This window comes from Acinetobacter sp. ANC_7511, assembly GCF_056779975.1.
Map to the genome: position 1 here is coordinate 1 of NZ_JBWYIY010000002.1, position 14,881 is coordinate 14,881.

At 35.5% G+C, this 14,881-nt stretch carries 13 protein-coding genes and 1 tRNA gene; 9 read left to right on the plus strand and 5 right to left on the minus strand.

Translation table 11 applies throughout. The annotated features are described in order from the left end of the window. Positions 1-265 precede the first annotated feature (265 nt). Both AC1M9L_RS01425 and AC1M9L_RS01430 read right to left on the minus strand, forming a co-directional pair. On the minus strand, positions 266-3,934 hold the full coding sequence (locus AC1M9L_RS01425; protein WP_481591132.1) for a DUF262 domain-containing protein: 3,669 nt from the start codon (positions 3,932-3,934) through the stop codon (positions 266-268). Between the two features lie 400 nt (positions 3,935-4,334). Continuing rightward, a complete protein-coding gene (locus AC1M9L_RS01430) occupies positions 4,335-4,541 on the minus strand; it encodes a helix-turn-helix domain-containing protein (protein WP_481591133.1) in 207 nt (68 codons plus the stop codon). A 136-nt stretch (positions 4,542-4,677) separates the two neighbouring features. Between AC1M9L_RS01430 and AC1M9L_RS01435 the strand changes: the two genes are divergently transcribed. Both AC1M9L_RS01435 and AC1M9L_RS01440 read left to right on the plus strand, forming a co-directional pair. Further along, on the plus strand, positions 4,678-5,106 hold the full coding sequence (locus AC1M9L_RS01435; RefSeq protein WP_481591134.1) for a hypothetical protein: 429 nt from the start codon (positions 4,678-4,680) through the stop codon (positions 5,104-5,106). A 180-nt stretch (positions 5,107-5,286) separates the two neighbouring features. Next, complete coding sequence (locus AC1M9L_RS01440) at positions 5,287-5,499, plus strand: MerR family transcriptional regulator (RefSeq protein ID WP_481591135.1); 213 nt, start codon at positions 5,287-5,289, stop codon at positions 5,497-5,499. Between the two features lie 175 nt (positions 5,500-5,674). On the opposite strand, the gene AC1M9L_RS01445 is transcribed toward AC1M9L_RS01440, so the two are convergent. Next, positions 5,675-5,751, minus strand: a tRNA-Ile gene (locus tag AC1M9L_RS01445). A gap of 328 nt (positions 5,752-6,079) precedes the next feature. On the opposite strand from AC1M9L_RS01445, the gene AC1M9L_RS01450 reads away from it, so the two are divergent. Next, on the plus strand, positions 6,080-6,646 hold the full coding sequence (locus tag AC1M9L_RS01450) for a 1-acyl-sn-glycerol-3-phosphate acyltransferase (RefSeq protein WP_171076734.1): 567 nt from the start codon (positions 6,080-6,082) through the stop codon (positions 6,644-6,646). Positions 6,647-6,753: 107 nt separating this feature from the next. Continuing rightward, positions 6,754-7,503 (plus strand): YebC/PmpR family DNA-binding transcriptional regulator, encoded by a 750-nt coding sequence (locus AC1M9L_RS01455; protein WP_035264495.1) that lies wholly within the window; start codon positions 6,754-6,756, stop codon positions 7,501-7,503. Between the two features lie 77 nt (positions 7,504-7,580). Here AC1M9L_RS01455 and AC1M9L_RS01460 read toward each other — a convergent pair whose 3' ends face one another. Continuing rightward, on the minus strand, positions 7,581-8,051 hold the full coding sequence (locus tag AC1M9L_RS01460; protein WP_035264497.1) for an Lrp/AsnC family transcriptional regulator: 471 nt from the start codon (positions 8,049-8,051) through the stop codon (positions 7,581-7,583). 113 nt (positions 8,052-8,164) lie between these two features. Next, positions 8,165-8,929 (minus strand): glutathione S-transferase family protein, encoded by a 765-nt coding sequence (locus tag AC1M9L_RS01465; RefSeq protein ID WP_481587043.1) that lies wholly within the window; start codon positions 8,927-8,929, stop codon positions 8,165-8,167. Between the two features lie 373 nt (positions 8,930-9,302). Here AC1M9L_RS01465 and AC1M9L_RS01470 point away from each other — a divergent pair, with 373 nt between their 5' ends. Genes AC1M9L_RS01470 through AC1M9L_RS01490 form a run of 5 tightly spaced genes read left to right on the plus strand, consistent with a single transcriptional unit; the run spans position 9,303 to position 14,879 of the window. Further along, entirely contained in the window at positions 9,303-10,505 is a 1,203-nt protein-coding gene (locus AC1M9L_RS01470; protein ID WP_481591136.1) for an SfnB family sulfur acquisition oxidoreductase, read from the plus strand. A gap of 9 nt (positions 10,506-10,514) precedes the next feature. Continuing rightward, a complete protein-coding gene (locus tag AC1M9L_RS01475) occupies positions 10,515-11,738 on the plus strand; it encodes an SfnB family sulfur acquisition oxidoreductase (protein WP_481587041.1) in 1,224 nt (407 codons plus the stop codon). Then, on the plus strand, positions 11,738-13,168 hold the full coding sequence (locus tag AC1M9L_RS01480; protein ID WP_481591137.1) for an LLM class flavin-dependent oxidoreductase: 1,431 nt from the start codon (positions 11,738-11,740) through the stop codon (positions 13,166-13,168). Before AC1M9L_RS01475 ends, AC1M9L_RS01480 begins: the two co-directional genes overlap by 1 nt. Positions 13,169-13,193: 25 nt before the next feature. Then, positions 13,194-14,036, plus strand: coding sequence for a MetQ/NlpA family ABC transporter substrate-binding protein (locus AC1M9L_RS01485; RefSeq protein ID WP_481591138.1), 843 nt, complete (start codon positions 13,194-13,196; stop codon positions 14,034-14,036). Between the two features lie 9 nt (positions 14,037-14,045). Beyond that, positions 14,046-14,879, plus strand: a complete 834-nt coding sequence (locus AC1M9L_RS01490) for a MetQ/NlpA family ABC transporter substrate-binding protein (RefSeq protein WP_481591139.1) — start codon at positions 14,046-14,048, stop codon at positions 14,877-14,879. Positions 14,880-14,881 lie beyond the last annotated feature (2 nt).

The window sequence follows — 14,881 nt, forward strand, 5'->3', positions numbered from 1 at the left end:
ATTCACAAATTATGCATGAATATTTAAAATTATTCGGTACAAATAATCAGCAAGGGATAGATCTTTTTTTGATTTATGAAAGAGATCTATTACAAAAATATATTTTGCAGCTGTTTAAATAGAGCCTAGTTCAAGAAGTCTTTCTAACTAAATTTAGCTAAATGAGGATACAAATGGTAAGACGTAAATAAATATAAAGTTTCATATTAACTTCAGCATTTACTAAATATTTTGGCGATCTTACCTTATATCCAACATTTAACTATTACTTACTATTTCTTAAGTTATTCATAGCATTTCTTACTTCAGTTTTACCAATAACAATGTATTTTAAGACATTATTGTAAACCTGATCGAAATTTATAAGTTCAACACCTAGTCCTTTGATCACTTTTTGAATTGACTGATCATTAATATCACTTAAAGAAATTAAATTATGGAAAGTAAATATTTCCAGCCCCATCAACTTTGACTGATTTTTAATTAAATGCAAATACCAGGCCTTAGGATAGCTAAAATGCAATTTCACATTAATTTTTTCAGCGATAATCCCAACTTCAACTGGTTTTTTGTAGTAAGTTAGAATATTAACGATTTCTGAAAGTATATCTTTAATATTGATATCTTTAAAGGCATTTTCTGCTAATGCGTACTCATGTGCAGAAATCCTAACAACCTTACCCATCTCCATTAGCTCATTCAAATAAAAAGCAGCATGATTTTCAGAACCACTTCTAATTTGCTTAGCTAAAGAATTTCGGGTAACTGGCTTATTTGTACTTACCATTAAGTTTAAAATAGTCTGTAATTGTCCCTGTGGCTTCACACCCGCTTGTAGGCTTACCGTATCTGCACCAGATTTACCATTAAAGTAAATCCCATAATCTTCTCCAAAATTACGAATGAGATGACGAATTGTAAAATACTCATATTGTTGAAGTATTTCACTCACTTCATAAATCTGCATACGTAAATTTGCTGTATTAAGCTCAGAGTTTCGCTCTAATATTTTTTTTACTTCTTCAAAAATTGAAGGGTAAGAGTCTTCAGATATTGGGAAGTATTTTATATGTGAATAACCACCACGGTCACTTTGGAAGAGGAAGTTTTTTTCTACCGCAAACATAATAGAATTATCTTGTCGTTCTTCTGGGAAAACACTCGTACAAATTGCTAATTCATTTGCTTTCTGATGTATTTCTCTGAAATTTTGACCCTGTTCAAAGTGTAAAGCAGCTTGTACTACTGCAGGCATTTTAGACAATGAATTCGGCATGATCGCTTCCTCCTCCCCATTTTCTACCTTACGTAGCTCTCCTATAGTGACATTATAGTCAACAGCGTTATATGCAACCTGTGCAGTACATCCCATTCCATCTTGAATTAATGCAACTGCTTCACTCACTGTAATTGGTAACGTATTCCATAAACACCATTCCTCAATTAACTCTTTAATATTAATTTCAGGGAAAATTACCTTAGATAAATCATTCTTTTGAAATTCACACAATAAGTCTAAGAAAGCTAAAAAGTGTTTAATATCACTAAATTCTTTAGCTAACAGAGGATAAAGTTGATCCATTTGACTTGTCGCATTTTGATTAAGATTCTCCCAAATGGTTGGTATTGACACTCTCATGCGTTTACGCAAATCAATCAATGCTTTTTTCTCTATTTGACGTACACGTTCTCTTGTCAAACTTAGGGTTTCACCAATTTCTTCTAAAGTCATTGGTTTTATTTTATTTAAGCCAAATCTCTGTTTCAGAATCTCTATTTCTCTTGGATCACCATAAGTCATGAAACTCATTAAATCTTCAAAAATATACTGATCCAATTCAAAAGTTGTTAGTGAATCCCTCTCATCAACTTTAAAATAGCCACTTTTATATGCTTGTTGTTTCATGTCCTTCGTTTTATCAAAACTATCAAGCAATCGATATAAATCTATGATAATGCTATTTTTAATCGTCTCTGCTGGCTCACGATCTACTTTAGTGGTGAAACTATGATTCGACAACTGATTTAATATGAAATTTAAATTTATATTTTCTGAAGCGATATTGAGCCAAGCACTTACTTTTTCCATAAATTTAATTTGTGTTTTTGATAGCTTAGCTAAATTAAGTTTCAAACCACCAAGAACAGTATCATTTTTATAAGATGTGTTTAGTTCTTTAACCTCAAGAATTTTTCTTAATTTCGCTTCAATTTTTTCTCTACGGCTGATACAAAAACTTTCAAATTGATTTAAATCACTCGATAAATCATCAATGAGTTGGCTAGACATATACATTCTTTTTGAAGACTCATCTTCAAAGTAATTATTTAACCATGCAGCAGGTTGTGTCGCTTTTTTATCAATATTTACTGAGCCTGGGATAAGCTGTAAATTCGCAACCGTATTTGCTAAAATCTGCAGCTTATTCGTACCATCATTCTGAATATTCAGACGTTTCATTTTGGCTGTTGTAAAGATGCTTTTTGGATAGATATGATCAATATGAGTTTCCATCAGTCTTGAATCTGGGAAAACCAAAAGAAGTAATGACTTAATTTCATTGTCTTTACCATATCGGAGATCACATAGACTTTTCACATCTTCTTCATTAAAAACTAAAGACTTATCTTTATCTGCCATTGCGTGTTTAATATTTTCAATAGAGTAGTTTGTTAGATCTTCACTAATTGCCTTACGAATATGAACTAACAGGCTTTCAAGGTTACTTGTCCAAATTCCTTTTTTAAGTAAACTAATGAGAAGTAAATTTTTCATTGCTGTTTTATCAGTTGGACTAATTCTGTATTTAGCTCCATCTGTAGACAGCAATATTTTTCTAAATACGTAATAAACAATAGGTAAAATAGCAACATCATGAATCAATAGCTGATTATCTATTCCAAACTCCTTGAGCATTTGAGTAGTCATCAAGAAAGATTCTTTTACTTCATCCCAATTTTCTTCAATGAAGACTATGTTATCTTTACTGAAGTTCGATAACTTGAAACTAAGGTTACCGACCTCACCTAACATCAACCCTGCACGCAAAATCAAATCTTTTTCGAATTTAAAACCAGAGTCTTCTCGTATACTTTCTAGTAGCTCATTGATTTCTTCACGAGCATTTAATTTAGTCCACTGCGTAACAGTAAAAGATAACAATAAATCTGAATATGATAATGGTGTCCCACCACTATTCATTCGAATAAAAATGCTTAATACTTTTTCAATATTTTGTTCCTTTTCTGTATAAGCAGATAAAGAATTTTCATTATTAATATAAGTACTTAATTTACTTAGTGTTTTCCGACAATCCGCAATTAAAGATTTACTTTTATCTTCATTGAGTTGTGGCAAGTTAGATGACAAATACATTACGATATCTGTATTAATTTCAATTAAATATTCTGTAGAAGACCCAAATTCATTACCATCCAATAACTTACCGACTCGCACCCAATAGTTTTCTAAATCTTTTACATTCGCTTGTTCATCAGTCAAGAATTTAAAATCGTAAACCGTATTGTCATCAGTATTAGGCTGTCCAAACACATTTAGATAGAGGTATGTCTCTTTTCCGAACCGGTTGGTATAAGAACCTCTTAAACCGATATTCAATGATGTAATACGTTGTTGTCCGTCCAAAACAGCGATATGTTGTTCTTGTGGAATATTTTCATAGTACTCGCAATATTGGTTATTCTTTTCATCATAATTCAGTATAAATTTATAAAATTTATACTTATTAATATTTTGCTTCTCTATATTCCAAAATAAGAATGTACCAAAAGGATACCCTTGCATGATGGAGTCAAATAATTGGCAAATTTGATCTGGCTTCCACACAAATTCACGCTGAATCGCTGGAAGAATATATTTGTCCTCTTCTACTTTTAGTAATAGGTCATTAATACTTCCAATTTGTTGATACATCTTTTACCCTCTACACTCATTTCAAAATCAATATTTTAATCAATAGACTCACTAATATATTGATTCTTAATATCTTAATAGTCTTCTTAGATATACTGCTTAAAACTAAATTCAAGCACCTAATTGCGCTCATGATCACAAAAATATAGTTTATTCATAAATTTTAACTCAAAATAAGCAAGCTAAATCTTTATTTTTTTTGAAAAAATTCTTAAATATTTTTATTGAAAGTAAGAGTATTTAAAGATGTACATACTTAATCGAGATATTTAGTTGCAAGATTTGTGAAATTATTGGTTCAATTTGAATAAATTGATATTTTTGAGATAATTATTTAAATTTTTAAAAGAAATATAATGCATTACATCAGAATTATGGAAATCCAGATTTAAAGCTATTTTTAAGGTAACAAATCCGCTACTGGAACCTTAAGCTCATTAGCAATCTCATAAAGCTTTTCAACTGTTAGATTTACTTCACCTCTTTCAATGCGACCTAAATAACTCCTATCTATGTTACATACTAAGGCTAGTCTCTCTTGAGAAAGTTTATTATTTTTTCGATGTATCCTAATCTTCTCCCCAATCTGAGCCGCCAAAACAGACATAACAATTTTCCAAAAACAAAAGAGCACTATCAGCAATTGATATTCCTTTTTCCACGGACTATAATCCTCATTATTGTGTTAGGTTTTATCAATGTTCGAGCTTAATTCTCCTTTCAATAGTCAATTGATACACATCTTGAAAGAATTTACGATTAACAAATGCGAAGCTAAGTTTTTTTGGCAAAAAATTATTGATAACAATGCGTATGATAAATACGAATTACAAATGAAAACTTATCAAGCCATTCGCACTCTCATCCAAAATGGCTATTTGACCTACGAAAAATCTCCAACAAATCCTGGTGTTAATCTCTACACTGAAACAAACTTATTAAAAGAAAAAAGAAAACTTCTCTTAAATAAGATTGAACTCGAAAATGATCTACATAGTTTAGAAGAGTACAAGAGGAAAATATCCACACAATTAGTATTTACAGATGAAATTATATCCAAGTACCCCAGTTTAGCTTATCAAATATTAAATCATAAAAATGATTTAGATAATGATTATATAGATTGTGAAATTAAAATAGAAACACTCTCCAAAATAATAAGTAATCTTTAATTTTATTAAATATATTTAATAAATTTAGAATAAACCCATTATTTAAATATTATATAATATTCAAACATTTACAAACAATTTTAAGACAATATTGACTTTACAATTATAGTTTTTCTACTTTAAGTTAATAAGGTAAATATCACATTGATGTTTACCATTTAATTTAAATTGGAGGTAACTATGAACAGTATTAGGGATGAAGAAAGATTACATCAATTAATACATTCTGGTGTTAGCTTAGTGAGCTCTAAAGATGCTGCTATTATATTAGGACTAAAGCCAAATACGTTAAGGGTTTGGGCTTGTAAAGGACGTGGAGATTTAAAACCTATTTTTACGCAAAAAGGCGCTAGATGGAGGTTATCTGATATTAGAGATCTTATTGGTGTATAGTATTTAAGAATAGTATCAATGCTGATTGATACTATTCCAAAAATTTAATCAAGAATTGAAGATTACTTTCAACACTTCCCAATTAAATAATAATAATTTTAGTTACATATAGCTTACATTAGCTAAATTCAAATAAAAGCACATAGAAAAATATTTTCTAAGTACCTGATATATATGGTGGGCCCAGACAGACTTGAACTGTCGACCAACGGATTATGAGTCCGCTGCTCTAACCAACTGAGCTATAGGCCCTATAAATACTGATTTCTCAAGTATTTTCGAATCAGAATACTAGCCAATATCAAATTCAAAAACAAGGTTTTTCATTTTTTTATCTTCAGCTTGACCAAAATTTATTCATCGCAGTTTACAAATCACGTACGATCTTGATCATCTATAGAATTTCAGTCACAAATATGTGAAAAATTATGAATTTTTGGTAAGCGTCGAGGATGTAAAGTTTGCAGATAAAATCTAAATTTAGTAGTCAATTTTTCTATAATTTATTACTAAAGGGATTGAATTTTTTAAAATGAAGTAAGAAACTCTGCCATATAAAATTCAAATATCTCTGTGAATCATGAAAAAACACATTGCCGAAATGGCATTTAAACTTGCTGGTGTCAAATATCATGTTGAACCGAATGTTCTTGGTGATAAACAAGTCATTATCGGTTTTGAACATACCACGATGATGGATGCTGTACTCTCAATCGCACTGTTTCAAATCCATGATATCCCGATTCACACACTAATTAAAAAAGAACTATTCAAAGGACCTTTTAAGCCAATTCTAGAAGGGGTTGGTGGTATTCCAGTTGACCGTCACTCAAATAAAGATATCGTGGCGCAAATGGTTGAACTCTTCAACTCCAATGACAAATTTAATCTCGTGATTGCGCCTGAAGCGACTCGTGCGAAAAATGGTGAACAACGTAAACCGATCCGCACCGGTTTTTGGCATATCGCAAAAGCCGCAAACGTCCCTATCGTTTTCTTGTTTGTGAACCAAAAAACCAAACAAGGCGGAATTTTTGGCAAAATCATGCCATCAGAGTTGGATCATGATTTGAAATTGATTCAGGAACTTTATAAGGAACATACAGGTTTAGACATTATTATTCCTGAACCGAAGAATAAAGCCTGATCTTGATCAATTGCTAAAATAAGGGTCTTTATTAAAAAAAAGCCCTTATGGTAGAATTTCGCAGATTTGATTAGGCATAAGGCCAATCTACAAGGAGCATATTTCGCATGGCGGGTCATTCCAAGTGGGCCAATATTAAGCATCGTAAAGCTAAACAAGATGCTAGTCGTGGTAAAGTTTTCACAAAATATATTCGTGAAATAGTTACAGCTGCAAAACTCGGTGGTCCAGATGCAGCAAGCAACCCACGTCTTCGTGCAGTTGTTGAAAAAGCATTGTCCGTTAACATGACTCGTGATGTCATCAACCGTGCCATTCAGCGTGGTGCTGGTGGTGAAGACAATGATGATTTAAAAGAAGTCACATACGAAGGTTATGGTGTTGGTGGTGTAGCCGTTATTGTTGAGACAATGACTGATAACTTAAACCGTACCGTACCAGATGTTCGTCACTGCTTCTCTAAAACAGATGGTAACTTAGGTACTAACGGCTCTGTTGCTTTCCTTTTCACTAAACGTGGTGAAATTACTTTTGAAGATGTTTCTTTAGAAGACCAAATTATGGACGTTGCGTTGGAAGCTGGTGCAGAAGACATTGAAGTGACAGAAGATGAAATTCTTGTGATCACCACACCAGAGTCTTTTGGTACAGTGCAAGATGCTTTAGCGGCTGCAGGTTTAAAATCTGACAATGCAGAAGTGGTGATGAACCCTTCAACTAAAGCAGAAATCACAGATATCGATCAAGCGAAAAAAATCATGAAAATGATTGATATGCTTGAAGATTTAGATGATGTACAAAACGTATATACCAACGTTGAGTTCTCTGAAGAGGTTTTAGCGCAATTGGATGCTTAATCCATATTCAGAATTAAAAAAACGCACCTTCTGGTGCGTTTTTTTAATTGAAAGGCGTCTTTTTTTGCAAGCTTGAATTATGCTTTACTCAATAAACCATGACAGTTAAATACATCATATTCTTTAATGACAAAACTTGAATGCAATGCCACAACATGATCAATTTTACCAATTCGCTGTAACAAAATCTGGCTATAATTTTCCATATCACGAGCAACAACTTCTATAATAAAATCAGCAGATTGCCCTGTGACTAAAAAAGCATTGATCACTTCAGGAATACTTTTAAGTTCATCTAAAAATTTTGCAAAAGTATCTGAGTCATGCTTACTCAATGATACTTGTAACAACACATGTAAATTAAACCCCAATTTTTGATAGTTAATATCACGCTTTAAATTTGTCATGATATTGGTTTCGATGAGATGTTTAATACGACGGTGCACTGAACTTACAGACAGGTTAATACGCTCCGAAAGCTCGTTCAGATTCAAATCTTCATGCGTAAGAATTTCTAAAATTTGTTTATCGTAACGATCTAATTCCATCTTCTTCTCAATATTTTCATGGCACAAAATGATTATGCGTTATTTTTTCAAAAATATCGATTCAAATGAAAATAAATTAACTAATCAGACAACATAACAGAAAATATGCTCTGTTATATCCCGCGCCAATCTACCCGCGCATTTCGTTCATTGGCATAAATACGTTTAACATATTGTCCTATCGGCAAATCAAGCAATTGATTTTGATATTCCACAAATTCAGATGAAACTGGCTGATGATATTCTCTTTCCCAAGGTGTACCAGAAATCTCGAGTAGTGGAGCAAGCATTGAACAAACGGCGATATCTGCCAAACCTAAACGATCTCCTACCAAATATCGAGATTGATTGTGAATCAATTGATCATTTAACTGCAAAATAATTTCATGCATGTTTTCTTTAGCAAGTGAAACTTGTTCATCATCGAGTTGATAGCTGGTTGAAACTAAAGTTTTAATAAGTGGCTTACTGATCTTTTGAAATTTTCTCAGATATCCTTTTTCACCAATCATGATTTCTAGCGGCTCATCGCTTTCAGATAAAGCTTGAGCAAGCCCCCACCGCCTCACGGATACACCCAATTGATTACTCAGGTCATTAATTTCAATTGCTTTTTTTCTTAACTTTAAATCTGATCTGAGCAATGAATGCTCTGGATAGACATCATCCAAATACAGGGCAATTTGGGTTGAATCTGCAATCCACTTTTCTTTATCGCGTAATATCGGCAGAGAGTTTTGACCTGTTTTTAATTTTGCGAATGCACGATGTACGCCCGGAATCATATTTTGAGCAACATAATCCAATTCCTTATGATCAAGTAACCAGCGAGCTTTTTCACAAAAGTGAGATAAAGGAAACTGGTAAAGGATGCGCATAAAATCTCCGAAGTCTTGATCAATCATAGGATTTATTGTTTTGCTTACTTTATGCAACCCTATGCCAAAACACAATGTGATAATGCATCAATTGCAACTTAAATTGTTATTTTTGGAAATATGAATCCGTTAAATTATAAATGTTTAGCAAATCTTTATCTTTTTTATTGCAAAGTCTAAATGAATTCATCGTGTTTAGAGCACTGTGATTTATTAAAATTCATTATCAATCAATAATTTAAGTTTTCTAATATTTTTCAATCGATATCTATATTTGTCTTAAGCATTTTTTTTGAATAGTTCCACAAAAACCAGCATTTAAAAAAAATATTCTATGGGCGTAGCGTATATCTCCTCAAAGAGGAATTGATCTATGTCTCGTTTAATTACTGAAAATGTTCATGTTATTGAAAATGATCAAGACGCCATTCATGCAGCCTATCATGTTGCTGATTATGCGCTCGAAGGTCGCAATCACCGTGACCAACAACGAGCTTTACCATTTGCAGAAATTGAACTATTCAGCCAAAAAGGTTTAGGAGGCTTGCGCATCCCCCACGTCTATGGCGGTGCTGAAGTCTCTCATCGTACCCTCGCCCAAGTATTTCGTATTCTAAATAAAGCGGATTCAAGTTTAGGGCAAATTCCACAAAATCAAATTGCATTGCTCAATATGATCAACATCATGGGAAGCGATGAACAAAAGCAATTTATTTTCAACGAAATTTTAAAAGGTAAGCGTCTTGCCAATGGGGGGCCAGAACGACATACCAAAGATACCAAGACTTTAGACACACACCTTGTTTTGGAGGATGGGAAATATCGAGTTTCAGGAAAAAAATTCTATTCTACAGGCAGTTCATTTGCACATTGGTTAGCCATCAAAGCCATACACCCTGAAGGTCACGTGGTTTTAATTTTAGTGAACCGTGAATCCACTGGTATCGAAGTCATCAATGACTGGGATGGATTTGGTCAACGTACCACTTCAAGTGGCACAGTGATTTTAGACCATGTTGAAGTTGATCCATTACTGATTTTTGATGAAAGAAAATTATTGGACGTCCCTAATTTTAGAGGCGCGTTTTCACAGCTGATGCAAGTGGCTATCGATGTTGGTATTGCTGAAGCAGCATTTGAGGACATGTTGTTTGCGATCCGTAAAGCACGCCCAATTGTGGATGCACAAGTTGAGCGTGCCAGTGATGAGTATTTCACCTTACAAGAAGTTGGCAAAGCTAATGTTTTGTTAGATGCCGCCATTCTTTTGCTTGATGAAGCAGCTGATTATTTAGATTCACTCAATGTAGTTGAACAACTCTCTGATGAACAGATTGCTGAAGCTTCGATCAAAGTTGCTGAAGCTAAAGTCTATGCCAATGATGCTGCACTGCATATCTCAGAAAAGTTGATTGAGCTCGGGGGAAGTCGCGCCAGCCTCAATGTCCATAATTTTGATCAACACTGGCGAAATGCACGTGTACATACCCTTCATGATCCTATTCGCTGGAAACTTCACGCGCTGGGTTCGTATTACTTAAACCATACTTTTCCTGCACGTCATGCCTGGATTTAAGGAGTCATCATGTCATCTTTACAAGCTTTAGAGATCCAAGAATCAGGCAGTTATAGACCAGCGCATATTATTCGCTCTGATGAAGAAGCATTAAAAGTCGCACACGAACTTGCAGAAAAGTTTAAGTACCGTGCATCTGAACGAGATTTAAATCGTGAGCTTCCTCATGAAGAAATCGAAGCGTACAGTCAATCTGGCTTATGGGCCATTACAGTACCTCAACAATATGGCGGTGCCGATGTTTCTATTCATACACTGACAAAAATCATCGCATTAATGAGTGGTGTTGATGGCTCTATCGGACAAATTCCACAAAATCATTTCTATGCACTTGAAATTTTGAGGAATACTGGGTCTGAGGCTCAAAAAAGACGTTTATTTACTGAAGTTTTACAAGGTGCTCGCTTTGGAAATGCCTTGGCTGAGTTTAAAACTAAAAATGCAGCACAACGCCATACCTCTTTAAGACAAGTCGAAAATGGTTATGTCCTCAATGGAGAAAAATTTTATTGCACTGGCAGTCTATTCGCTCACCGTATTCCAACCCTTGCTAGTGATGAACAAGAGCGCCAGTTTCTAGTCTTTGTTCCATATGATAGCGAAGGCTTAAGCCTATTAGATGACTGGAGTGGATTTGGTCAACGTACCACAGGCAGTGGGACTGTTAAATTTGAAAATGTACAGATTGACCCAGAGGATATAGTCCCTTTTGATTTGGCTTATTCAACTGCCACCATTTCAGGTCCATTTGCACAAATTATTCATGCCTCAATTGAAACAGGCATTGCTCGAGCTGCTTTTGAAGAAACATTAATACGCGTTCGTCAAGCACGCCCTTGGATAGATGCAAAAGTTGAACATGCCACTCAAGACCCTTTGACACTATACGAAATTGGTCGAATTGCAACAGACGTCAAGGCCACCGAGTTACTACTAAAACAAGCAGCGCAAGCGGTTCAAGATGCCAAAGTCTCCCCTTCAGAACATTCAGTTGCACATGCTTCTATTCAAGTGGCTAAAGCACGTGCACACAGTACCGAGACTGCACTAAAAGTCTCGTCAAAACTGATTGAACTGGCTGGTAGTCGTGGAAGTCAACGACAAGATAATCTTGACCGATACTGGAGAAACGCACGTGTTCATACCTTGCATGATCCAGCGCGTTGGAAATATTTCTTCATAGCCAATTATGTTTTAAACGGCGTATTCCCCCCAAGACGAGGTACGCTGTAATGACAAAAATTCAATCGAAACCTCAAAAACAGATCCTGTTCAATGCATTTGATATGAATTGTGTAGGTCATATCAACCATGGGCTTTGGACACACCCACGTGATCAATCCTACCGATTTAATGAATTAAGTTATTGGACAGAACTTGCTCAAACTTTAGAGGAAGGTCTTTTCGATGGATTATTCATTGCCGATATTACTGGCGTTTACGATGTCTATCAAAATGGCATTGATCTAACCTTGAAAGAATCAATTCAACTGCCGAGCCATGATCCAAGCACGCTGGTGTCTGCAATGGCAGCCGTCACACAGCATTTGGGTTTCGGTATTACAGTGAACTTAAGTTATGAATCTCCTTATCAATTTGCTCGTCGCTTCGCGAGTCTGGATCATCTGACCCAAGGACGTTTGGGATGGAATATCGTCACAGGCTATTTGGATAGCGCAGCGCGATTGGTCGGTCAGCAAGGACTGAAAGATCATGATTTACGTTATGAACAAGCTGAAGAATTTTTAGAACTCTGCTACAAATTTTGGGAAGGCTCTTGGGAAAATGATGCTGTCATCCAAGATAAGCTCAATCGCATTTTTACCGATCCGACTAAAGTACATACGATCCACCATCAAGGACAGTTCTATAACAGTCACGGCGTCTTCCAAGTCTCGCCTTCAGTGCAACGTACACCTGTGCTATATCAAGCGGGAACATCACCTAAAGGACTACAGTTTGCCACTCGGCATGCAGAAGCCATGTTTATTGGTGGAGATACCGCTGAAAAAATTGCGTCTCAAACACAAAAGATTCGCCAATTAACACAATCACAAGGTCGTCACGGTACAGCTATTAAATTATTTGCCGGCATCACTGTCGTCACTGCTGAAACAGATCAACAAGCGCAAGAAAAACTGCAGGAATATATTCGATATGCAAGTCCTGAAGCTGGCATTGCGCATTTCTCAAGCTCAATCGGAACAGACTTAGGTCATCTAAAAGATGAGGATGCTATTCCATATAAAAAAACCAATAGCATCGTTTCTGTAAATGAGCGCTTTAAGGAAAACAAAGTCACTTTGGCAGATTTAAAAGCTCAGCATGTACTCGGTGGACGTTATCCCTTATTTGTTGGCAGTGGAGCAACAGTTGCTCAACAGCTAATCGAATTCATTGATATTTCTGGATTAGATGGTTTTAACCTTGCCCGTACAGTCGCTCCAGAGTCACATCAAGATTTTATTCGTTATGTCATTCCTGAACTACAACATCGCGGTCGCTATAAGACCGCCTATGCTGAGGGTAGCTTAAGGCACAAGCTATTCAATGCGGGAGATCATTTACCACATTCACATCCTGCACATCATTTCCGATGTCCAAGTTCAAACCAAGATACACAACAATCAAATTTAAATTCTATACACCAACATTCTGCTTAAGTTTTTAATCTTTAGGGGTCTTTCTATGGCACAAGCTCAGTCTTCTCGACTTAAATGGATCGGCGTTGCAATCGCCATTATTGTGATTGCAGCATTTGCATGGTCCTTTTTGAAAAAAAATGATCAACAAGAAATTGTCATTGGTATTAGCCCACCTTTTGCAAAACCACTTCAAGCCGCAATTGAAGAAGCAAAGGCTCAAGGCATTCATGTACGTTTGGTAGAATTTTCAGATTGGAATACACCCAACATCACCCTAAATCATGGGGATATTGATGCAAATTATTTTCAGCATCAACCTTTCTTGAATAATGCGTTAAAAGAAACCAACTTTAAGCTCAAACCCTTGGGCATCGGCTCAGGAACACATGTCGGTTTATATTCAAAAAAATATAAAGCGATTAGTGAAGTTGAAAATGGCGCTCGAGTTGTACTGCCAAATGATCCTGTGAATCAGGGTCGCGCCCTACTCCTCTTACAACACGCTGGATTAATACAACTTAAGGATTCCAACAACCACTTATCCAACTTGAAAGATATTAAATCCAATCCAAAAAAATTGAACTTTATTGAAGTCGAAGGCCCGCAAACTGCGCGTGCCGTAGATGATGCAGACCTCGTATTTAGCTATCCAATGTACCTACGCTTAGCGCAAACGATTGATCCAAATGATGCCTTAATTTTGGATGAAATTAACAACACGCTTTATGCCATCTTATTTGTTGTTCGCGATGACTTTGAACAAACTCAGCCTGAAAAAGCAGCTCAACTGAAAAAATTTATCCAAATTTATCAAAGCTCAGACAAAGTTAAACAAGCATTGAATGAGGATATTGGTGAAAAACTATGGTTCAAAGGCTGGAAATAAGGAGTGTTCATGTCTACTTCAACTCAATCATCTAAATTCATCAAAATTGCAGTCATCATCGTCGCAGTACTGGCGGCCTTAGTGGGATATCGTTATATCAGTCAAAACTCAAATGATAAAGTGATTAAAATCGGCATTAGCCCACCCTATGCTGAATTATTGCAAAGTGTCGCTGAGGATGTAAAAGCACAAGGAATCCATCTCGAGTTGATTGAGTTTTCAGACTGGCAAGCACCCAATGTTGCTGTGCAAAATGGTGATATTGACGCTAATTTCTTTCAACAAAGTGTTTTTCTCGCGAATGCAGTGCGTGAAACAGGCTATGACCTTGTGCCTTTTGCGAAAGGTTCAGGCAGTCATGTCGGACTTTATTCAAAAAAATATCAATCCCTACAGGAAATACCTGATCAAGCGAAAGTAGTCGTACCGAATGATCCAGTTAACATGGCACGTGGTTTAAATTTGCTGGCTCGTGCAGGCTTAATTCAAGTCAAAGATATTAATAATGAGCTCACCAGCACCCGAGACATTATCAGTAATCCTAAAAAACTCAAGATTATTGAAGTTGAAGGCCCGCAAACCGCGCATGCTTACAATGAAGCTGACTTAATTATGGGTTTTCCTCATTATTTGAAAATGGCAAAAGTTGCTGATCCTACTTCTGCACTGTTATTAGATCCGATTAATAAAAAATTTGCGATTTTGTTTGTAACGCGTCGAGATTATCAAGATCAGGATGACAAATTAAAAACTGTGGTTGAAACCTTCCAAAACTCTGCAAAAGTCCGTCAGATTCTAGACAAAGACTTTGGACAAGGTTTGTGGTTTGAAGGCTGGAAATAAGG

What these genes read in the sequence shown, in the direction of transcription:
- AC1M9L_RS01425 (WP_481591132.1), bottom strand. Translation starts at nt 3,934, where the DNA reads ATGTATCAACAAATTGGAAGTATTAATGACCTATTACTAAAAGTAGAA.
- AC1M9L_RS01450 (WP_171076734.1), top strand. Translation starts at nt 6,080, where the DNA reads ATGAAAAAACACATTGCCGAAATGGCATTTAAACTTGCTGGTGTCAAA.
- AC1M9L_RS01455 (WP_035264495.1), top strand. Translation starts at nt 6,754, where the DNA reads ATGGCGGGTCATTCCAAGTGGGCCAATATTAAGCATCGTAAAGCTAAA.
- AC1M9L_RS01485 (WP_481591138.1), top strand. Translation starts at nt 13,194, where the DNA reads ATGGCACAAGCTCAGTCTTCTCGACTTAAATGGATCGGCGTTGCAATC.
- AC1M9L_RS01430 (WP_481591133.1), bottom strand. Translation starts at nt 4,541, where the DNA reads ATGTCTGTTTTGGCGGCTCAGATTGGGGAGAAGATTAGGATACATCGA.
- AC1M9L_RS01480 (WP_481591137.1), top strand. Translation starts at nt 11,738, where the DNA reads ATGACAAAAATTCAATCGAAACCTCAAAAACAGATCCTGTTCAATGCA.
- AC1M9L_RS01490 (WP_481591139.1), top strand. Translation starts at nt 14,046, where the DNA reads ATGTCTACTTCAACTCAATCATCTAAATTCATCAAAATTGCAGTCATC.
- AC1M9L_RS01475 (WP_481587041.1), top strand. Translation starts at nt 10,515, where the DNA reads ATGTCATCTTTACAAGCTTTAGAGATCCAAGAATCAGGCAGTTATAGA.
- AC1M9L_RS01470 (WP_481591136.1), top strand. Translation starts at nt 9,303, where the DNA reads ATGTCTCGTTTAATTACTGAAAATGTTCATGTTATTGAAAATGATCAA.
- AC1M9L_RS01465 (WP_481587043.1), bottom strand. Translation starts at nt 8,929, where the DNA reads ATGCGCATCCTTTACCAGTTTCCTTTATCTCACTTTTGTGAAAAAGCT.
- AC1M9L_RS01440 (WP_481591135.1), top strand. Translation starts at nt 5,287, where the DNA reads ATGAACAGTATTAGGGATGAAGAAAGATTACATCAATTAATACATTCT.
- AC1M9L_RS01460 (WP_035264497.1), bottom strand. Translation starts at nt 8,051, where the DNA reads ATGGAATTAGATCGTTACGATAAACAAATTTTAGAAATTCTTACGCAT.